Origin of the sequence: Acetobacterium sp. (genome assembly GCF_041752335.1) — a bacterium.
Lineage (GTDB): Bacteria > Bacillota > Clostridia > Eubacteriales > Eubacteriaceae > Acetobacterium.
This window is the reverse complement of sequence record NZ_JBGSHG010000082.1, coordinates 15,695-36,411: the sequence shown is the minus strand read 5'-3', so window position 1 is coordinate 36,411 and position 20,717 is coordinate 15,695. Positions and strand designations below refer to the sequence as shown.

The 20,717-nt window shown below is 44.2% G+C and carries 17 protein-coding genes; 15 read left to right on the top strand and 2 right to left on the bottom strand.

Annotated elements, in window-relative coordinates:
- Positions 1-4 precede the first annotated feature (4 nt).
- The 4 genes from ACEW8F_RS10655 to ACEW8F_RS10640 all read left to right on the top strand — a co-directional run bounded on the left by ACEW8F_RS10655 (position 5) and on the right by ACEW8F_RS10640 (position 3,700).
- Complete coding sequence (locus tag ACEW8F_RS10655; RefSeq protein ID WP_373483449.1) at positions 5-973, top strand: hypothetical protein; 969 nt, start codon at positions 5-7, stop codon at positions 971-973.
- Positions 970-1,536 carry a PilN domain-containing protein gene (locus tag ACEW8F_RS10650; protein ID WP_373483448.1) on the top strand — a complete coding sequence of 189 codons (567 nt, stop codon included), beginning with the start codon at positions 970-972 and terminating at the stop codon, positions 1,534-1,536. The genes ACEW8F_RS10655 and ACEW8F_RS10650 overlap by 4 nt, the downstream gene beginning before the upstream one ends.
- Positions 1,533-2,234 carry a hypothetical protein gene (locus tag ACEW8F_RS10645; RefSeq protein ID WP_373483447.1) on the top strand — a complete coding sequence of 234 codons (702 nt, stop codon included), beginning with the start codon at positions 1,533-1,535 and terminating at the stop codon, positions 2,232-2,234. Before ACEW8F_RS10650 ends, ACEW8F_RS10645 begins: the two co-directional genes overlap by 4 nt.
- 107 nt (positions 2,235-2,341) lie before the next feature.
- Positions 2,342-3,700 carry an HdeD family acid-resistance protein gene (locus ACEW8F_RS10640; RefSeq protein ID WP_373483446.1) on the top strand — a complete coding sequence of 453 codons (1,359 nt, stop codon included), beginning with the start codon at positions 2,342-2,344 and terminating at the stop codon, positions 3,698-3,700.
- Positions 3,701-3,885: 185 nt separating this feature from the next.
- Here the strand turns inward: ACEW8F_RS10640 and ACEW8F_RS10635 are convergent, their stop codons facing one another.
- Entirely contained in the window at positions 3,886-4,506 is a 621-nt protein-coding gene (locus ACEW8F_RS10635; protein WP_373483445.1) for a MarR family transcriptional regulator, read from the bottom strand.
- 237 nt (positions 4,507-4,743) lie between these two features.
- Between ACEW8F_RS10635 and ACEW8F_RS10630 the strand changes: the two genes are divergently transcribed.
- The 10 genes from ACEW8F_RS10630 to ACEW8F_RS10585 all read left to right on the top strand — a co-directional run bounded on the left by ACEW8F_RS10630 (position 4,744) and on the right by ACEW8F_RS10585 (position 17,469).
- On the top strand, positions 4,744-5,838 hold the full coding sequence (locus tag ACEW8F_RS10630; protein ID WP_373483444.1) for a BMP family ABC transporter substrate-binding protein: 1,095 nt from the start codon (positions 4,744-4,746) through the stop codon (positions 5,836-5,838).
- Positions 5,839-5,901: 63 nt separating this feature from the next.
- A complete protein-coding gene (locus tag ACEW8F_RS10625) occupies positions 5,902-7,440 on the top strand; it encodes an ABC transporter ATP-binding protein (protein ID WP_373483443.1) in 1,539 nt (512 codons plus the stop codon).
- A complete protein-coding gene (locus tag ACEW8F_RS10620) occupies positions 7,425-8,489 on the top strand; it encodes an ABC transporter permease (RefSeq protein ID WP_373483442.1) in 1,065 nt (354 codons plus the stop codon). The genes ACEW8F_RS10625 and ACEW8F_RS10620 overlap by 16 nt, the downstream gene beginning before the upstream one ends.
- Positions 8,490-9,422 (top strand): ABC transporter permease, encoded by a 933-nt coding sequence (locus tag ACEW8F_RS10615; protein ID WP_373483441.1) that lies wholly within the window; start codon positions 8,490-8,492, stop codon positions 9,420-9,422.
- Between the two features lie 172 nt (positions 9,423-9,594).
- Complete coding sequence (aroB, locus tag ACEW8F_RS10610) at positions 9,595-10,662, top strand: 3-dehydroquinate synthase (protein WP_373483440.1); 1,068 nt, start codon at positions 9,595-9,597, stop codon at positions 10,660-10,662.
- Between the two features lie 191 nt (positions 10,663-10,853).
- On the top strand, positions 10,854-12,155 hold the full coding sequence (gene aroA / locus ACEW8F_RS10605) for a 3-phosphoshikimate 1-carboxyvinyltransferase (RefSeq protein ID WP_373483439.1): 1,302 nt from the start codon (positions 10,854-10,856) through the stop codon (positions 12,153-12,155).
- Positions 12,133-13,212, top strand: a complete 1,080-nt coding sequence (gene aroC, locus ACEW8F_RS10600) for a chorismate synthase (RefSeq protein ID WP_373483438.1) — start codon at positions 12,133-12,135, stop codon at positions 13,210-13,212. The genes aroA and aroC overlap by 23 nt, the downstream gene beginning before the upstream one ends.
- 11 nt (positions 13,213-13,223) lie before the next feature.
- Positions 13,224-13,520: a chorismate mutase gene (locus ACEW8F_RS10595; protein WP_373483437.1), complete on the top strand. Its 297-nt coding sequence runs from the start codon at positions 13,224-13,226 to the stop codon at positions 13,518-13,520.
- A gap of 2 nt (positions 13,521-13,522) precedes the next feature.
- A complete protein-coding gene (locus ACEW8F_RS10590; protein ID WP_373483436.1) occupies positions 13,523-13,852 on the top strand; it encodes a hypothetical protein in 330 nt (109 codons plus the stop codon).
- 188 nt (positions 13,853-14,040) lie between these two features.
- A complete protein-coding gene (locus tag ACEW8F_RS10585; protein ID WP_373483435.1) occupies positions 14,041-17,469 on the top strand; it encodes a pyruvate carboxylase in 3,429 nt (1,142 codons plus the stop codon).
- An 83-nt stretch (positions 17,470-17,552) separates the two neighbouring features.
- Here ACEW8F_RS10585 and ACEW8F_RS10580 read toward each other — a convergent pair whose 3' ends face one another.
- Positions 17,553-19,793, bottom strand: coding sequence for an Ig domain-containing protein (locus ACEW8F_RS10580; RefSeq protein WP_373483434.1), 2,241 nt, complete (start codon positions 19,791-19,793; stop codon positions 17,553-17,555).
- A 613-nt stretch (positions 19,794-20,406) separates the two neighbouring features.
- On the opposite strand from ACEW8F_RS10580, the gene ACEW8F_RS10575 reads away from it, so the two are divergent.
- A complete protein-coding gene (locus ACEW8F_RS10575) occupies positions 20,407-20,709 on the top strand; it encodes an STAS domain-containing protein (RefSeq protein ID WP_373483433.1) in 303 nt (100 codons plus the stop codon).
- The last annotated feature ends 8 nt before the right edge of the window (positions 20,710-20,717 follow it).

Here is a 20,717-nt window from a genome sequence, read left to right as displayed (position 1 = left end):
TCCTTTGAAAACGAGAAAAAAGCTCTGGATTGTTGATCTCGGAGAAGCGTTAACTAAAATAGTCGTCGGGGTAATAGCTCATGACGGAATGGTCCACATTAAGGATATCCGCATCGAAAAAACACCGGAGCAAATCTGGTTTGAAGCTGATTCTGGAAAGCAGCCTGAGACCAGGGGGTTTTTGCGGCCGCTTTTAAGCGGGTGTCGCCGTAGGGATGAGGTGATCCTGCTAATTAACCATAAGGAAATGATGGTGGAAACATTTACCTTTCCAATAATGACAATTGCTGAGGTGGAAGATGCGATTTTCTGGCAGATGCAACTGCTTACTTCAGCAAATCTGGAACATTGGCGGATCGATTTTGTGGCCCAAAAGCGAACTAAATGGCTTGAATATCTGGGCATGAATGAAAAAAATTTGGATGTCCTGGGCGTTGCGGTTGAAAAAACGCTGCTGGGTTGGTACACAAGAATTTTCAGGAAAAACGGTTGTGACTTAAAAGCGATTGTTCCGCAGTTATATACTTTTGACATCCTGATGGATCAGGAAGGAGATCAGCCAACGCTGATCATCGATATGGGAAAAGCGTGCACCCGATTTTTTTATTATCAGGGAGATTCTCTTAACGAAAATCATCGGATCGATCTGGAAGCCCACTGGGACAGAGAAACATATTTACAACAGATTATTAAAGCTGCTGAGCAGATTTTCATGTCCCCATTGGGGTGTGAAAAAGCCGGTGTAAATGGAAATATCTACCTGATGGGTGGAGAAAGCCTGTATCCCGGTGTGCTGGCGTATTTGACGGAACGGATGAATAAAGAAATCCGGCCAACCTATTATCTGCTGGATGAGAAAGAGGAACTGATTTTTCCCAGACAAATGTCCAAGGCAGAACTTTGCTTAATTACACCCTGCGTGTGCGGCTTGATAAAAAGTGCTCAAATTAGTGGGAGTGGTGGGTCTATATGAAGCGCGAAATGAATTTACTGCCGCTGTTTCCGGAGAAAAAGAAGCGGGAAGGTGGCCCCAAAAGAAAAGGTTGGATCATTTTTATCGGACTATTTCTGGGAGTGCTGGCCGTTTATGGGGTATTGACTTTTTTGGATCTGCGTTGTCAGAACGAGATCAAAAAGCTTGAAGCGGTAATTGCGACCAAGTCGGAATATCAAGTTATTCATGCCAACCTTTCTCATCAAAAAGAGGTATTGGAACACCGGCGACTTCTTTTGGAATCCATCAGCAAGGGAAAAGAGTTGCCTCTCCAAACGATGGTGGAACTACACGAGGTTTTGCCTGCTGGGATCCGACTTGCGAATTATGATTTTCAGGATGGTCGGCTGATTATTTCGGGAGAAACACAAAAGAAAGAAGAAATTATGGAATTCAAAGCAAAACTCTCGGTTCAGAACGTTTTCCAGGTGATTAATATGGTTAATACGCGTATCAAAGAGGATGCAGCTGCTAATAATGGGAATGGGGAAGAAGTCTACGAATTTACATTTGATATTCAAGTAAATGAGGTCCAGCGGTGAACCGAAATAATGTCGAGCGATTTAATGAACAAGCTGCGAAACCCCTGGAGAATCACCAGTATAACAAAAAAGCTAGGATTGAAAAGGGAATTTTATCCGGAGCTTTGATTGTGATACTGATTGCCTTATTGATAATCCCCAAATATGAAGCTTATCGTGAAAACAAATCGATTTTAGCAGATAAAGTACGCTATAATCTGGAATTGCCGGATAAAATGACTGAAGAAACTTATTTAAAACAGCTTAAAACAATTGGCGAGCAGCTCGATGAAACCCGGAACAATCTACCGGAACATATGGATACCGTCAGCTTATATGAGTCTATGGCAAAAATGGCAGCATCGGCAAAGGTCGGCCTGACTTCACTGGAGTTTGGCTCAGCCGATATCCAGATTGATGATCGGCTGGGAACGAGAATCGATGTGGACTTTCTGAAAAATGAAGAGAAAGTAATTGCAGGACCGGATGGTAAGTATTTAACGACCTGTGAATTTGCGGTGGTCTGTTCTGGAAGTGATCAAACATTCATGGCTTTCCTCAATGAATTGAACCAATGTTCACCGGTGATATGCGTCGTTAGCTATGAAATCGAAAAAGGTCCGGCAGACGAAAAACAAATGCGCCTGAAACTGGAAAGTTACGGGATACAGGAAGATACCCCGGCTAATGAGGAGAATGCAGCGGTTTACCCACAGTAAAAAACTGTGGGTACCAGATAAAATATCGGATCAGTAAAGAAACGTCTTGTCATCTGCGTCTGGTCAAGGATAGAAGACTAAATACAGTCACTGGGAAGGGTGATAAAATGAACGAGAAAAATATAAAAAAAATCCTGGGGACACTTTCAGGAGTTGGCGTCGGAGGTATTGGTATTTATATGATCTCCCATCCCAGAACCTCGGTGGAACAAATTGTGGTTTTGTTAATGGCGGCCCTGGTCGTTTTTGCCGGAATTAACCTTATTTCAGTGTTCTTCAAAGCTCACGGTGACAGCAAAAAAATGAAAATATTTGGGGCAGCGGTCAATTTGATTTTTGCGCTGTTGCTGTTTTATTTCAGATTTACCGTGGCCGAGCTGATTCCCTATATTTTTGCCGCCTATGTATTGATTAACAGCTTTGCCAGATTAATTTCGGCAGTGACTTATTGGCGCGATGGCGTTCCCAATTACGGCGTCTACTTTATTAGTGGCTTGCTCAGTTTTATTTTCGGTATCTATCTGTTTATCAACAGTTATTTTAAAACTGCCAGTTTCGCTATTGTAGCGGGGATCTACCTGGTCTGGTATGGGGTGACATTAATCTTTGACGCTTTTAACGACCAGGAAACACAGGAAAAAATGAGCAAGACAGCTAAACAATTTCAGCGCAAAATGCGAATTGCCTTACCTTCTTTGCTGGGAGCCTTTGTTCCGATGACCTTATTAAAAAAATATGATAATAAAATTGCTTCCGAAGATGCTAATGCCTATGTTTTATCCCAGGAGGTGATGATTCCGGAAAAAGCTGGAATTGATCCACTGAATGTGGAAATATTGGTTCATTTATCTAAAAAATTTATGGAAGCTTTTGGTCATGTGGATCTGATCTTTGGAAATGAAGCCATTTCCTATGGAAATTTTGATGGCCACTCCTACCGTTTAGGTGGAGCCATGAGCGATGGGGTGCTTTTTATCTGTGACAAGGACCGCTATTTGAAAAAATCGGTTCTTAATGATGGGAAGGTGCTGATCTCTTTTAAGGTTGCCTTTACCGATGACGAACTGGCGATTATCAAGGATAATTACAGCCGCTTTCAGGAAAACATGGTTGAATGGTTCTGCGATACCCAATTGGCTGAGCAGGGATTGCTGAAACCAGATGATTACACCGGCGTCGAAGATATTATCTACAAGGGCACCGGAGCGCGGTTTTACAAATTTAAAAAGGGCCCATTAAAGACCTATTTTGCCCTTAATACCAATTGTGTCAAGGTTGCCGACTCGCTTTTTGAGAACACCGGTTTTGAAAAGCCGGCCACTGGAAATATCGTCACTCCCGGGGCTTACTACCAATTTCTGATGGGTGCCCTGGAACGTCCGGGGACAAAAATCTATGAGAAAAAAATATACTCCCGGGAAACCTTCGGCAACGAGGGAGAAATCGCAACCCAGGAAGCATTATAAATGGATCACATTGATCAAATAATAGAGCCACTTGTTTTCGCACAATTACCGTGCCGACCAATTGTTAATTTGTTCTTTGGTGGGGATCGGACAGACTACGCCGTGCCCGCACCGATGCAAACAACATGATGTAACAATTGTCGGTACTACTTTATCTGTTGCGACAACTAGTGGCTCCTGTTAATTCAGACCTGATCAATAATCTCAGTAAGGCTGGATTGAATGGTTAAGAACATGCGGTGGAGGTCGTTGATCTCCTGAGTTGAGAATTCGTCTAATGCCTTGTTAAAAGGTTCGAACAGTTTGGCATGGACATTTTCCAGCTGATCATAAATAGATTGGCCGTCGGGAGTGAGGGTGAAGACCACTTCCCGGACGTTGACCGGGGATTTTTCTTTTCCGATCAGTTGTTTTTCGAGCAGTTTTGAAGTACACTTTGAAATGGCACTTTTTGAAATTCCCAGTTTGTTCGCTAATTGGGTCAGATTGATGCCAGAAAATTGTCCAATCATATCAAGGGCTTTAAGTTCAGAAGGATATAAGGAATAGGAACCTTCATTAACTGTAAAAGTTTGGGGCAAAACAAGAATATTCTGATAAAGAACAGCGGAATCAATCATCAGTTTCTTAAGAGCAGTATGATCAACCGCTGAATCAGGCGGAACAGGATTCGGTATGATTATTTTTTCTTTTTTAGGAACCGTACCTACTTTTTTTTCTTCAGCAGCGCTTTTCTTTTTGGTTTCTTTTTTCAAGTCTTTAATTTCTTTGATATCCAGTTTCTTGTTTTTCTTTTCTTTTTTCAAAATGACACTCCTTTCAATACAAACTACCATATTAACAGGGTGAAAAATCTGGTTCACCTCGGTTACATAATAATCATAACGAATATATCGCGTTATTGCAATAAAAACATCGTGCAGATGACCGATTTATTCAACTTTTTTTAGATTGCAATTTAGCTGTTTTTTAGTTAAAATATTAATGTGGGTAAGACTGTTATCTTAACGGTCCTAAACCAGATTAGAAATAGGAGGAAGAGAATGAAAAAAAGATTGGGAGTATTGATGCTTGCACTGGTTTTAGTGGTTGTAAGCGTAGCCGGATGCAGTTCGGGATCGACAGCTAAAGAAGATGAGGTTACCAAGGCTGGTTTTATCTATGTCGGACCGGCAGATGATGGCGGCTGGTCACAGGCGCATGATAATGGTCGGGCAAAAATGGTTGAAAACATGGGTGGCAAAGTCGAAACCATCGTGAAAGAAAACGTGCCTGAAGAAAAAAGCGCTGTTATTTCTACTATCAGAGATATGGTTGACCAGGGATGTACCATCATTTACGGAACCAGTTATGGATTCATGGATGGAATGGTTGAAGCTGCTGAAGAATTCCCGGATGTAAAATTTGAACATTGTTCAGGTTATATGACGGCGGACAATATGGGAACTTACTTTGGAAAAATTGAAGAACCCCGCTACCTTTCTGGTATCGTAGCTGGTTTAACAACCAAAACAAATAAAATAGCTTATGTTGCGGCAATGCCGATTCCAGAAGTTATCCGCGGAATCAACGCTTTTGCATTGGGTGTAAAATCAGTAAACCCGGCAGCAACTGTTAATGTTTCCTGGACCAATACCTGGTATGATCCAACCGTTGAAAAAGCAGCTGCCGAAGCGCTGATCCAACAAGGTTGTGACGTAACGGCTCAGCATCAGGATTCAACAGCAACCATGGAAGCAGCTAAAGAAGCTGGAAAATTATCGATTGGTTACGATTTAAGTGCGGCGACAACCATGCCAGAAGTATATATGACCGCGCCACTTTGGGATTTCAGTGGTTACTACACCGATTCGGTGCAATCCGTGATTGATGGAACCTGGAAATCGCAGCAATACTGGGGTGGTATGAACGACGGGATTGTGCTACTGGATGAGCTGACAGCATTAGCGCCAGGATCTGCACAAGCACAAGTCGATACTGCCGAAAAAGCTATTAAATCGGGTCAACTTACTATTTTCGCTGGTGAACTAAAAGACCAAAGCGGCGCAGTGAAAGTACCAGTTGGAACAACCATAACCGATGAAGCACAGTTAAGTATGGACTGGTTTGTTGATAATGTTGTTGGTAGTTTAAAATAGTACAAATAGTTTAACGGACAGAGCCGTACGGCTCTGTCCGCTATTTTTAGTAAAGGTGAAAACATGAACAATGATTATGTCGTTAAAATGGAGAACATCACAAAGGTTTTTGGTAAGGTCAAAGCCCTGGATCATGTGGAATTTTCATTAAAAAAGGGAGAAGTGCACGCTATATTAGGAGAAAACGGAGCCGGCAAAAGTTCACTGATGAATGTTTTAAATGGTATTTATATGCCAGATGAAGGACATATCGAAGTGAAGGGTAAACTTGTCAATATCAGTTCTCCCAAGATTGCCCTGGATGTGGGCATTGGTATGTTGCCGCAGCACTACAAACTGGTCGATGTTTTTTCAGCCATGGAAAATGTTGCTGCCGGCAGTCGTAAAACAACCCCTTTTTTAAACAAGAAAAAGATTTTAGATGAGATGGGGAAATTGATCGCTCAACTGGGAATGGATATTAATCCCAATAAAAAGGTCTACGAAATGTCAGTTGCCGAGAAGCAGAGTCTGGAAATTTTCAAGGTTCTCTATCGTGGAGCTGATATTTTAATATTGGACGAACCCACCGCGGTACTGACTCCTCAGGAAATCAGGAATCTCTTTGAAATTGTCAAAAAAATGGTGGCAACCGGTTGTTCAGTGATTATTATTACTCATAAACTGGAAGAAGTCATGGAAATCAGTGATCGGATTACGATAATGAGAAAAGGAACCACGATTCAGACAGTGAATAAAGCAGAAACGACACCCCAGGAATTGGCCGGGATGATGGTTGGTGATGTGATGGAACTCAATGTTCCCTATGTTTCGGTGGCGCGGGGAGAGAAATGCCTGGAAGTAAAAAAAATCACCGCCATTGACCGGAACAAGGTTCATATTCTGGATCAGGTCAGTTTTGATCTTTATGCCGGGGAAATTCTTGGGGTCGCCGGCATTGCCGGCAGCGGCCAGAAAGAATTATGTGAAGGCATCGCCGGACTGTATCATCTCAAATCGGGAGAAATTATTTTTGAAGGCGAAAACATTGTTGGCAAGAATCCTGAGAAAATCAGTCAGATGGGAATTAGTCTGAGCTTTGTTCCTGAGGACCGATTGGGAATGGGTTTAGTTTCGTCCATGGATATTATTGACAATGTCTTATTAAAAGATTATCGCAACAAAAAAGGCATGGGCATTTCCCGGGAGGTTTCCCGTGATAAGGCGGAAGCATTGGTGGAACGGCTTAATGTCTCTACGCCGGCGATTGAAAATCATGCCGTCAGTTTGCTTTCCGGCGGTAATATTCAAAAGGTCTTGCTGGGCCGGGAAATTGAACTGGAACCAAAACTGCTGGTCACCGCTTATGCCACCAGAGGACTGGATGTGGGGTCTTCCCAGATTATTTATGAATTGCTGAATGAGCAAAAAGTAAAAATGAAACCAATCATGTATGTGGGTGAAGATCTGGATGTTCTGATGAGTCTTTGTGACCGCGTTATGGTTTTGTGCGAAGGCCGGGTAACGGGGATTGTAGATCCTAGAAAAACTACCAAAGAAGCCATTGGATTAATGATGTCCGGGGTAAGAAGTGAAGGAGAAGAAGCATGCTCCATATTGTAAAAAAAGACATTCCCAGCACACGGGAAAAAATAGTTGTTCGACTTTCAGCTGTCGTGGCAGCATTGGCATTGGCTTCAATCATTGTGCTGGTGGCCGGGGCTAACCCGATTGAATTGTATTTTGGGATTATCCAGGGTTGTTTTGGCTCGGTGTATCGATTTGCTGCCACTATCGAAAAAATGGTGCCGTTACTGGTATTGTCTTTGGGGGTGATGGTTGCCTTCAAAATGCGTTTCTGGAATATTGGTGCCGAGGGTCAGTTTCTGATGGGAGCAGTGGGAACCACCCTGGTGGTTCGGCTATTGCCAGATTTACCGCTGCCGATCATGTTATTGCTGATGATCTCGGTTTCCTTTGCATTTGGCGCTGTCTGGCTGATGATTCCAGCTTTTTTCAAAGCCCGTTTCGGGACCAATGAAACTCTGTTTACGCTGATGCTCAATTACATCGCATTGACGCTGGTAACGGCTTTGCAATATGATTTCTGGAAAGATCCAGCCGCCAACGGCATGCCTAAAATTGCCAATCTTCCTGAGAATGCCTTGCTTCCCAGTTTCAGTGGCTTTAATTACAGCATTCTGATGGCGGTTGTGATTGTCCTGGTCATGTACTATTTTATGAATCGCTCAAAAATCGGCTTTGAAATTGCTGTGTTGGGTGAAAGTGAAAATACGGCCCGATACATCGGGATAAATGTTACCAAAACCATCATCATTGCCGCTCTTGTCAGTGGCGGCTTATGTGGAATCGTAGGGATGATGCAGACCACTGGTGTCAGTGGGGCGCTGTCAACGGAAATTACCGGCGGCTTGGGCTTTACCGCCATTATCGTGGCCTGGCTTTCGGGACTAAAGGTACCGTTTGTGGTGGTCAATGCCTTTGCCTTTGCGGTGCTATTACAGGGAGCTTCTTATATTCAGACCGCGTTCCAGATTCCTGGTTCGGTGGCAGAAATGATCCAGGCGATTATCCTGTTCTTTATTCTGGGCAGTGAGTTTGTTCTGCAGTATCGATTTGTTTCCGATAAAACGAAAAGTGAGGTTGCATAAATGGAATTTGTTTTTTTCTTGGCAGCGGCGGTTAAAGCCGGAACCTGCTTGCTTTATGCGACTCTGGGAGAAATTATTTCTGAAAAAGTTGGGCACCTGAATCTGGGGGTGGAAGGGATGATGCAGATGGGCGCGGTCATCGGCTTTATCGCCGGCTTTACCTTTGGCAATCCCTATGCAGCCGTTCTCTGCGCCGCCATTGCCGGGGCTGCCGGGGCCCTGATTTATGGGTTTCTGACTATTAGTTTAAAGGCGAATCAGGTTGTTACCGGGCTAACCCTCAGTATTTTCGGGGTTGGTTTCGCCGCCTTCTTTGGCAAGAACTTTGTCGGAAAGAAAGTGCCGGAGGCGATTACAACATTTTTTGCGCCAATTAAACTGCCAGTTTTGGGGGATATTCCATACCTCGGTCAGATCTTTTTTAACCAGAGCATCTATGTTTATTTTTCCTATTTTCTGGTAATTGCTATTTATATTTATCTCTACAAAACCAAGTGGGGACTAAATACCCGGATGGTCGGTGAAAATCCGGTGGCGGCTGATGCCAGTGGAATTCCGGTAGATAAGTATAAATATTTCAACATCGCCTTGTGCGGTGCCCTTTGTGGGCTGGGTGGCGCCTTTTTATCGCTGGTATACATCAGTATCTATCCGGTTAATGTGGTCAGCGGTCGGGGCTGGATTACGGTGGCATTGGTAATCTTTGCGATGTGGAATCCCGGCAAAGCCTTACTGGGAGCCTACTTCTTTGGAGCCCTGGATATTGCCAGCTTCTGGCTTCAGCAATATACCCTGCCGGTTTCCATTTACCTATTTACCGCCCTGCCTTATCTGGCAACAGTTTTCGTATTGATCTTTACATCGATGCGCAAGAGCAGCAACAAAAAAGAACCGGCCTGGTTGGGCAAAAACTATTTCAAGGAAGACCGATAAGCAGTAAAGACCGTCTTATTTAAGGCGGTTCTTTTATAAATAAATCTGTCTTTGTGTGAAAGACAGATGTTACTATCATGAAAGCATTTAAAAAGTCGGGAACGTGCTTTATGGTTTTAAATTGAAAAAATTATGATATAATAGAGGTTAAGATTTTAAAGGAGCCGAGAAAATGAAGGAATTAATTTGCAAAACAGAGAATACACACCAGTACCCGATTATCATTGAAAAAGGTATTAAAGGGCGGTTGTCCCAAATGAAAGCGCTCTTTTCCCAGTATCATAAGGTGGTCATCATCACCGATAAAAATGTCGCTAAAGAGTATTTAAGCGAGGTGGAACGGCAGGTTCGTCAGGCTGGTCCCAAGGTTTATAGTATTGTTATTCCCCCGGGTGAAGCGAGCAAGTGCCTGGCCCAAACCGCCGATATTTATAATGAACTGATTAAGTGCAACATCACCCGCAGCGACGCTATTTTGACCCTGGGTGGCGGTGTGGTTGGGGATTTGGGCGGCTTTTGTGCGGCGACCTATCTCCGCGGTATCGATCTGATCCAGGTACCGACATCATTGCTGGCTCAGGTTGACAGCAGCGTCGGTGGAAAAGTTGGGATTGATATGGACTACGGCAAAAACCTGGTCGGGGCTTTTCATCAACCCAAGGCCGTTATCATTGATCCCTTATTCCTGGAAACCCTTGAAGATCATTACATGATCGATGGCATGGCCGAGGTCATCAAATACGGTTGTATCAGCAGTGCCCCGCTATTTGTAAAACTGATGGGCTATGCCTATTATGAGGATCTGGTGGAAGATATGGAAGATATCATTGCCAAATGCTGTCAGATTAAACGGGATGTGGTTCAGACCGATGAGCATGAACAGGGCTTGCGCCGTATTTTGAATTTTGGCCACACCATCGGTCATGTGGTGGAGACTTATTTTAAATTTAAAAAATATTCTCACGGTGAAGCGGTTGCCATTGGCATGGCTCAGATCACCAAAAAAACCGTAGCAGAGGGGATCAGCCAGAAGGACACTTACGCCAATGTTATCGAAATACTGGAGAATTACGGATTGCCGACAGAGTTGCCGAAAATGCCGCTGGACAAGGTTCAGGAAATATTGTTCACTGACAAGAAATTCGAGAATGACTCCCTCTACATCTGTGCCCTGGAAAAAATCGGCAAGGCGCAGATTGTCAAAATCCAGAAACCTCAGGCCATCGAACTGTTTAGATAATTGCTGCAAAAAAACTGAAGTCTTGAATACCGTACCGATCAATTGTTAATCTGTTGTTCGCTGCGGGATCGAACAGGCTATCGCCATGTTCGCCCCGATGCGTACAACATGATGTAACAATTGTCGGTACTGGGTTATCTTGTCCATTTGCGAAGTCGAAAGATTGAAAAAAGAAAATTAAGAGGAAGAAAATGAGAACGATAGAGATTACACCTAAGTTATTAACGGGCAGTTTGGAAATACCGCCTTCGAAAAGTGTCAGTCACCGGGCAATTATTTCGGCGGCACTGGCGAAGGGCGAGAGCGTGATTTCAAATGTGCTAATGTCCGAGGATATGATTGCCACCTGTGACGCGATGTCAGCATTGGGCGCCAGCATTGAAAAGCAGGAAGAGCAAAACGGGCGTTTTACCCTAACAATTAAGGGCTGCGACCCGCTGGCGCTGAAGGCGGAGACGATCCAGTGCAATGAGTCGGGATCGACGCTCCGGTTTATCATCCCAATTGTGCTGCTCCAACCGAAACGGGCTGTAATTACCGGAAAAGGGCGTCTGGTCACCCGTCCGATGAAGCCCTATTATGAAATATTCGCTGAAAAAGCAATTCAATATGAACATTTAAATAAAGAACAAGATTTACCTCTGGCGGTGGAAGGATCTCTGACTCCTGGCACCTATAAGATTGACGGGGGCGTCAGTTCCCAGTTTATTACCGGGCTGCTTTTTGCCCTACCGCTGCTTGCTGGAGATTCTGTGATCGAACTGACTTCAAAGCTGGAATCCAAACCCTATATTGACATTACCCTGGATGTTTTAAAACATTTTGGGATCGCGATTGTCAATGAAAAGGATCAGCGTTTTCTGATCAAAGGAAACCAGGCTTACGCCCCCGGCAAGTACCGGGTCGAAGGTGATTTTTCCCAGGGGGCATTCTGGCTGGCGGCCGGCGCCATTGGTAAAAAGATGGACTGCAAGGATCTTGATCTTTCCTCTTTTCAGGGGGATAAGGTTATGGTTGATCTGATAAAACAAATGGGTGGCGATATCAGTGCTGAAACAGGTGGCCTGATGGTAAAAAAATCAGAAACTCGGGGAATTGTCATCGACGTCTCTCAATGTCCGGACCTGGTTCCGATTCTGGCGGTGTTAGGCAGCCTGAGCAAGGGCACCACCACCATTATCAATGGTGAGCGACTGCGGTTTAAAGAGTCGGATCGGTTGATGGCTACTGCTTTAGAACTCAATAAACTAGGCGGAAATATTGAAGAAACAGCAGATGGACTGGTGATTCACGGGGTTGATGGCTTCACCGGAGGTCATGTCCAAAGTCATAATGACCATCGGATTGCCATGGCTTTAGCGATCGCGACCATTCGTGCCTCGGGAAAGATTGTTTTGGACGGTGCCGAAGCCGTCAATAAATCCTACCCTCATTTCTGGGAAGACTTTAAAGCAGTGGGAGGTGAGTGGATTGGGCTCGACTTGGGGAAATAAGTTTAAGATTTCGATTTTTGGTGAATCCCATGGCCATGGCATTGGCGCTGTTATTGATGGACTCCCCGCTGGTATTGACATCGACCTGGGCCGGGTTCAGCATGAACTGAACCGCCGGGCCGCCCGGGGGAACCCCCTGGCAACGCCCCGAAAAGAAGGGGATCAGATTGAAATCCTCAGTGGTATTTTCAATGGCAAAACCACTGGCGCACCATTGGCAGGGTTGATTCGCAATGAAAATACCCGTTCCGGTGATTATGCCAAAACTAAAGACCTGATGCGGCCGGGTCATGCCGACTATGCGGCCAACTTTCGTTATGGTGGCTTTCAGGATTATCGCGGCGGTGGCCACTTTTCTGGTCGGCTGACGGCACCGCTGGTTTTTGCTGGCGCCATTGCCAAGGAGGTCTTAGCAGCGCTTAGACCAGAGTTGGGAATCGGTAGTCGGATTGTCTCGATTGGCAATGTCAAAGATGAGCCAATTAATGACTGGAAGGTTTATGAAACCTTGAACAAAGGTTTTGAAAACCCCGCCTTTCCGCTTTATCATGCCAAGCTTGAAGAGGCCATGAAACAGGCCATCATTGCTGCGGTAGAAGATGAAGATTCGGTAGGTGGTTTGATCGAAGGATTTATCACCGGTCTGGAACCGGGGATCGGAAATCCCTTTTTTGAATCGATTGAAAGTCGTTTATCGGCGCTATTATTTTCGATACCCGCGGTAAAAGGGGTGACCTTTGGTGCAGGATTTGATCTGGTCAGTCTGCGGGGCTCCCAAACCAATGATGCTCTGAGAATGCATGACGGTCAGATTGAAACAGTCACCAATTATAATGGCGGTCTCAACGGCGGCATTTCCAACGGGATGCCCATTGTTTTTCAGGTGGCCTTTAAACCGACGCCTTCCATTGGCAAAGAACAGCAGACCATTAACCTGGCCGAAAAAAAAGATGCCACCCTAAAAATTCAGGGCCGTCACGATCCCTGTATCGTCGTTAGAGCCTTTCCCGTGGTCGAAGCCGCCACCGCCATCTGTATGGCAGATTTTTTACTTTAAGGAGGGTGCGATTGAAATCATTAGATGAAATCAGGAACAAAATAGATGAGATTGATGCTCAGATGCGGATTCTTTTCGAGCAGCGAATGGATTGTATTCAGGCTGTAGCTGAATATAAATTCAATAATAACGGGAATATATTCGATCAAAGCCGGGAAGAAAAAATGTTGGAAAAGAATCTGATCCAACTGCAAAATAAGAACTATGCCAAAGAGTATGAACGGTTTTTGCAGGAGATTCTGGTCTCCAGTAAGGACTATCAAAAAGACTGGATTGACAAAAAAGAAATGGTCGAAAGAGGCAAATAGAGATGGATATCGGAATGCTTATTATTGTTCTGGTTATTGTGATTCCCGGGTATTTTATCGTCAGACGGCTTTCGGGGACCCTTTATTCTGACAATCAGAAAATGGAAGAAGAAACTGAAAGACGCTACGGATTTCAACGTCTGGAAAATGAACGGATCGAAAAAGCTAAAGTAAGAGAAATAGATGAAACAGCACTCAAGTCAGCCCCTCACAAACGCGTTCCCAGGAAAACTGTCCGGGGGGCCAAAAAGACCGACAATGCAGTGGTGATGAAATACCGCAGCCGGATTACAACTGAAAAGTTAAATAAAGAAAAAATTAAGCTGAAGTGATGAGAAATCCGTTTTAAGGCGAAGTCAGGCTGAATTAAAGTCGAATCAGTAGCAGCAAAAAATAATTTGCGATTCCTGAAAAAATAGCTTTAATAATTCGATACAATTTTATATAATAGCTACAATTAATTTTTTGAAAATGAGAATTACTTGTGCATAAAAATGCATAAATGAAGGAAGAAGGAAAGATGAAAAAGTTTAATAAAGTATTAATCGCAAATCGCGGCGAAATTGCCATCCGGATAATTCGGGCCTGTCAGGAGCTGGGCATTCATACCGTGGCAATCTATGCCCAAGAAGATAAGCTGTCCCTTTTTAGAACCAAGGCAGATGAGTCATATCTGATTACTGGCACTAATGGTCCAGTGGAGGCCTATCTTGATATGGACAAAATCATTACCCTGGCCAAGAAAAAAGAGGTAGACGCCATTCATCCCGGTTACGGATTTCTTGCTGAAAACCCGCTTTTCGCAAAACGTTGTGAAGAGGAAGGAATTGTCTTTATTGGACCAACTCACGAAATGATGGAAAAAATGGGGGACAAGATTCAATCGAAGATTGTCGCCAAAAGTGTTAATGTTCCCACCATTCCCGGAGTTGAAAAACCAATTACTTCGGATTCCGAAGCCCTTGAGTTTGCCCAGAAAGCCGGTTATCCAATTATTTTAAAAGCAGCAGCCGGTGGTGGCGGTCGAGGAATGCGAATCGTCCGGGAAGAAAAAAATCTTTTAAAAGAGTTTCATTCAGCCACTAGTGAGGCAACCAAAGCCTTTGGCGACGGTACCATTTTTGTCGAAAAATATCTGGAAGAACCCAAACATATTGAAGTACAGATTCTAGGAGATAACCATGGCAATGTTGTTCATCTTTTTGAGCGGGATTGTTCGATTCAGCGGCGGCACCAAAAAATTGTTGAATTTACGCCATCCTTAAGTATTAATGACGAACAGCGTCAGGCCATCTGTATGGATGCCATTAAACTGGCCAAAGAAGTAAATTACCGTAATGCCGGAACGATCGAGTTCCTTGTTGATAAAAAGGGTGACCATTATTTTATTGAAATGAATCCCCGAATTCAGGTGGAACACACGGTCACCGAACTGGTCACCGGCATCGATCTGGTGCAGTCCCAGATTTTAATCGCCCAGGGTCTACCTTTGGACTCGGAAGAAATTGGGATACCCAGTCAGGAGTCGGTTGAAACTCGGGGAGCTGCGATCCAATGTCGGATCACCACTGAAGATCCGAACAATCATTTTATGCCGGATACCGGCCGGTTGGATGTCTATCGTACTGGTAGTGGCTTTGGGATTCGTCTGGATGGGGGCAATGGTTTTACTGGTGCCGAAATTACTCCTTACTATGACAGCCTGTTGGTTAAAAGCACCTCTTTTTCAAGAAATTTTGAAGATGCCCGCCGTAAAGCGCTGCGTGCTCTGAAAGAAATGAAAATTGAAGGAGTCCAGACGAACAAGGATTTTCTTATCAATGTGCTTCAGCATCCCACCTTTATTGGCGGTAATTGTGATACCAAGTTCATTGATGATCATCCGGAACTGTTTGAGATTGAAGATCAAAAAAGTCAGGCATCGAGTTTACTGAAATATTTTGGGAATATCATTGTCAATGAAACCTTCGGAAATAAGCCGGATTTTGATGAACCTTATATTCCGGCTATTTCAGTAGATACCGAATTTTGGGGCAGTAAACAGATATTGGACGAACGGGGGCCAGATGGACTGGTAAAATGGATTAAGGAGCAGGAAAAACTCTTGCTGGTTGATACGACCTTCCGGGATGCTCATCAATCGCTTTCGGCTACTCGGGTTCGAAGCCGTGATATGATTAAGATTGCCAGAGAAACAGCGGCCCTGGCGCCGGATCTCTTTGCCCTTGAAATGTGGGGGGGCGCAACCTTTGATGTGGCCTACCGTTTCTTGAAAGAATCGCCCTGGCGGCGGTTGGATGAGCTGCGCAGACGGGTGCCCAATATTTTATTCCAGATGCTTTTGCGGGGTGCCAATGCCGTCGGTTATAAAAATTATCCGGATAATGTAATCCGGGCCTTTGTTCAGGAAGCGGCTAAAAGCGGCATCGATATTTTTCGTATTTTTGACTCCCTCAATTGGATGGACGGGATGAAGATTTCGATTGAAGAGGTATTAAAAACTGATAAGATTGCTGAAGTCAGTATGTGTTATACTGGTGATATTTTAGACACATCCCGGACCAAATATAATCTGGATTACTACCTGAGGATGGCCCGGGAGATTGAAAAAACCGGGGCTCACATTTTGGCGATCAAAGATATGTCCGGTTTATTAAAACCGGGAGCCGCCTATAAACTGATCGAAGCTTTAAAACAGGAAGTCAGTCTGCCGATTCATCTCCATACCCATGACACCACCGGAAATGGGGTGGCTACGGTATTGTTTGGACAAATGGCCGGAGCAGACATTGCTGATGCCGCTCTGAACGGCATCAGTGGACTAACCTCTCAGCCGGCTCTTAATTCGATTGTGGCCGCGTTAAAGAATACCCCTAGAGATACCGGTTTAAATGAAGATGAACTACAGATTTTATCAGACTATTGGGGCACCACCCGACAGGTTTACAGTAAGTTTGAATCTGAAATGAAATCCGGTTCCACTGAGATTTACAAGCTGGAAATACCAGGAGGGCAATATTCGAACCTCCGGGCCCAGGTGGAAAGCTTTGGTTTAGGTCATAAGTTCAGAGAAGTCAAAGAAAAATACATGGAAGCAAACCTGATGCTGGGTGATATTGTTAAGGTAACGCCATCATCAAAAACGGTTGGTGATCTGGCTATCTTCATGGTGCAAAATGATTTATCTGTGGATAATATCAAAACAAAAGGAAAAGAATTATCTTATCCGGATTCGGTTGTAGATTTTTACAAGGGCATGATCGGACAACCGGAAGGCGGATTTGATCCCGAACTTCAAAAAATTGTTTTAAAGGGAATCGAACCGATCACTGTGCGTCCGGGGATTCTGTTACCGGACGAAGATTTTGATAGAATCAAAAATGACTTCCAGGAAGAATTTGGCTGTGAACTGGATGATCGGGAAGTATTAAGTGTGGCCCTGTATCCAAAGGTTATGAAAGAGTATATGGAATTTATCCAGGAATACGGCGATTTCATGCGGATGGAAAGTCATGCCTTCTTCTATGGCTTAAAGGTTGGAGAAGTCGTTGACGTGGAGGTGTCCAAGGGTAAACGCTTTGTCATCAAACTGGTCAGCATCGGCCTGCCTAACGATGAGGGTATGTGTCCGGTAAGGTTTGAAGTTGATGGTTTCCGACGGGAAATCTATGTTGAAGATAAACGCAGTCTCTCGGCCAAGCAAAAGGTTACGATGCTGAAGGCCGACCCGAAAAATCCCAAACAGATCGGATCAGGCATTCCCGGAACGGTTCTGAAAGTACTGGTTAATGAAGGGGAAGAAGTGAAAAAAAATCAGGCCCTGGTTATTGTTGAAGCGATGAAAATGGAAACCGAAATGGTCGCCAGCGAAGATGGCAAGGTCAAACGGATTTACGTATCAGACGGACAAAGCGTCCAATCCGGCGAACTGATCGTCGAAATGGAATAAGCTTTAACCTACAAAAAAATTGAAAAAAAGAAGTGATCACCATTATTTGGATGAGCACTTCTTTTTTTATTTTTCTTAATTGGTTAGACGACGGTGAGTGAAACTGGGAGACTGACGGCGGTTACTGGCAGGCAGCCTGTTTTGGTATTGGTGATTTCGACATAGTAGTAGGTGGTGCCGGCCGGACCGGAAGCATCGGCCTCAAAGGTTTTACTGGTGGCACCGTCAATTGGTTTGCCATCGGCATTGACAGCATCGGAGTTTTCGAACCACTGGTAGGTGAGTTCGCCACCGTCATTGACACTGGCATCCACTGAGAAAGAAGCAGTGGTTGTATCCGTTTTAGGAGTGCCAAGAGCAGCCTGGGCAGTCCGGGTGGCCTGAGCTAAACTGGTTGCCAAAGCCACACCACTCAGTTGTGATATGCTGGTAGGTTGTTCATTAATGGTTGGCATTTCTGATATTGCGATCCCAGAGTCGGGCTCGGTTGGACTAATCACATCAGCAGCATCGACAGGATCAGAGGATTCCGGTAAAACTGCCGGGTCGGCGCTGGTTACAACAATTCCGGCTAATACGGTAACGGGTTCAGCATTTGCTGATGTAATCACGCAGTTATAATAGACGGTACCCGGGGTTGTTGATATTGGTGGGTCATAAATTGGTCCGGTTACCTCTGGCATCGGGGTTTCTACATCACCGGTCCGGGAAGACCATTGATAGGATAAGGTCTTATCCGCAGTCACACTGGCCTCCACAAAGACGGGAGCAGGATCTTCATTTAAATAAAGTCGCTGGGATGACAGCTCGGAACTGGCGGTAATCACCGGCTGGGCCAGAACGGTCAGGGCAATGGTAGCCTGGACATTATTCAGGTTGACATAACCAGCCGGCATCACCAGGGTTCCGGTATAGGTAGTTTCGCCCACCTTCTTTGTATCTACCGTATTGGGGATCCATGTAACGGAACAGGGTAAGATTTCGCTGCCGTGACCCTGGACAATTACCACAACCGGCAGGTTATAGCTGCTGTCATAAGCAATGGTTTCGGCAATGCTGTTGTTGACAGCGTTAATGGTATTGATCATCGTTACAGCGGCAATATTTGTTTTAACTGTAATCTTGCAGGTATCAGTTTTATTGCCGTCCTGAGTTCGGGCTGTGATGGTGGTTTCGCCATTGGCGACTGGTGTCACCACTCCATTGGTGACGGTGGCAACATTATTATTGGAAGATTCCCAGATGATCGTTTGATTGGTGGCATTGGCCGGGAAAATAACCGTGTTAAGTTTTAAGGTGTTACCCATAATCACGTCTGCTTCAACTGGGGTCACTTGAATCGCTTCCACCGCTATATTAATCGGTGGGCTTGGTGGTGTTGGCGGTGATGGGGGATTGACGGGATCCACTGGGTTAAGTGGTGGCACATCGTATTTTGAATTAATGATCGTGCTAGAATTGCTGGATTCTGAATACCAGGAGGTGCTGCCCCCTGAGGTAGTATCAGCCGGACGGCTGGTATTGGTTGAGACCATTAACCCGCCATTCGGATCACTGACAACGGGTTTAGTGGTAATATAGACTACATCTGGAGTTATGGTACCGGTAATATTCAAGACATCATTGGTGGTGGCACTGGTGACACTGCCTTCACCGGTAATTTCGACCCGAGTTTCGGTGGCCAGGGCCGCAATCACGGCATTGTTACCAAGGATGATGCTGGTTCCTTCGCCGGAAGCGGTTAACAAGACGGTGCCAACATTGGCGTTAAGGGTGAGAACAACCTTTGATTCAGCAACGATTTTATCAACCGCGGCATTGCTAACAAGGGTTGAGCCGCCAGCATTGGTACCAAAGCCAATCAGTTTTGCCGGTGTGTTCAGGACAATGTCGCTGATGCCCCGGGACTGAATGTTTTCAATGGTGCCATTTTCCTGGGTCGTGATGGTGGTTCGACTAGCAGCTTTGTCAACATTCAGGGTTTTAATCTTACTTTGATTGTCAACCACGATATTAGCCGCAGCTCTGGCAGTGAGGGTTTCAACCGTTGCTTCGCCCAGTAAAACAATTTTTACACCCTGTTTCTCAAGGATAATGTTCTGGTAGGAGCCACCATCAAGATAAATGGTGCCTCCTCCTTTGACCAGTAATTCGCCTTGGACAGCGGAGTTGGTCAGCCGAATATCCCCATCGACAACCGCGTCAACGATGGTCAGGTTACCGGTAAAGGTAGCATTCTCAATATTGACCCCGGAAACCTGGATTTCCCCATTCTGATAGGTTGCGGTTTCGGTGTAGGTGCCCGCCACAGCATAATTTTTCATTTCGCTTCCTTCTTGGCTACAGCCGCGAACAAACAAAATGGCGGTAAGGAGGATAAGTAGGATAATAATAATAGAAATAATAGAGTTCTTTTTCATGACATTCCTTCCCTTTTTGTTTATATAGTTTTTATTGTGATCATTAGTGCTCAGATTTGTTCTAAGTGTAGTAATTCTAACATAAAATATTCTTAATGTAAATAGATTGTAACGAAGATGTAAAAGAAAAAAATGACTTGTAAATAAAAATAAAAATAAGCATCAAAAATATTGATGCAATTGTAAGCGGCTGACAGAGTCATAACTATTCTTCCTATTAAAAATACATACAGCATAGCTTTTAACGAAGTATTAACGTTGGCTAAATACAAGTTTACATTTTGAATGCTTTTGCAATTGCACATGGTAAATTATTGTGGTATGATCATTTAAAATTCAAAGTAAGAAATCTTTTATCCATTGAAAAAATGACAAAAAGTTGCTATGCATGGTTATGGCGATGATATAATTGCCCATTTTTGTCATCAGTGCTGGAATCAGTACATCCCTGGATTATTGGCGATCCAAAAAATTAATTATCATGTCTATAATTTCAAAAGAAAGAAAGGGTACAAAAATGAAAATTGAAGTAAAACAAGATGGCGAAATATTTGTGGTTGAACTGGAGGGTCGGATGGATACCAATACCTCTCCTGAATTTCAAAAAGAAATGGAAGCATATTACAGTAAACAAGGATTTAATATGATTTTGGATTTTGATAAACTGGATTTTGTGAGCAGTGCCGGATTGCGGGTTTTACTCCTGATTCAAAAGAAATCCAAAGCACTCAGCGGCAGTCTGGTGATCAAAAATGTCAAACCGGAAATCCAGGAAGTGTTTGATATGACGGGATTTTCAGATATTTTAACCATCGAATAAGGTGATAA

Coding starts and splice junctions, on each gene's coding strand:
- ACEW8F_RS10615 (WP_373483441.1), top strand. CDS start 8,490: ATGGAATTTGTTTTTTTCTTGGCAGCGGCGGTTAAAGCCGGAACCTGC.
- ACEW8F_RS10590 (WP_373483436.1), top strand. CDS start 13,523: ATGGATATCGGAATGCTTATTATTGTTCTGGTTATTGTGATTCCCGGG.
- ACEW8F_RS10580 (WP_373483434.1), bottom strand. CDS start 19,793: ATGAAAAATTATGCTGTGGCGGGCACCTACACCGAAACCGCAACCTAT.
- ACEW8F_RS10630 (WP_373483444.1), top strand. CDS start 4,744: ATGAAAAAAAGATTGGGAGTATTGATGCTTGCACTGGTTTTAGTGGTT.
- ACEW8F_RS10575 (WP_373483433.1), top strand. CDS start 20,407: ATGAAAATTGAAGTAAAACAAGATGGCGAAATATTTGTGGTTGAACTG.
- aroB (WP_373483440.1), top strand. CDS start 9,595: ATGAAGGAATTAATTTGCAAAACAGAGAATACACACCAGTACCCGATT.
- ACEW8F_RS10640 (WP_373483446.1), top strand. CDS start 2,342: ATGAACGAGAAAAATATAAAAAAAATCCTGGGGACACTTTCAGGAGTT.
- ACEW8F_RS10585 (WP_373483435.1), top strand. CDS start 14,041: ATGAAAAAGTTTAATAAAGTATTAATCGCAAATCGCGGCGAAATTGCC.
- ACEW8F_RS10650 (WP_373483448.1), top strand. CDS start 970: ATGAAGCGCGAAATGAATTTACTGCCGCTGTTTCCGGAGAAAAAGAAG.
- ACEW8F_RS10625 (WP_373483443.1), top strand. CDS start 5,902: ATGAACAATGATTATGTCGTTAAAATGGAGAACATCACAAAGGTTTTT.
- ACEW8F_RS10620 (WP_373483442.1), top strand. CDS start 7,425: ATGCTCCATATTGTAAAAAAAGACATTCCCAGCACACGGGAAAAAATA.
- aroA (WP_373483439.1), top strand. CDS start 10,854: ATGAGAACGATAGAGATTACACCTAAGTTATTAACGGGCAGTTTGGAA.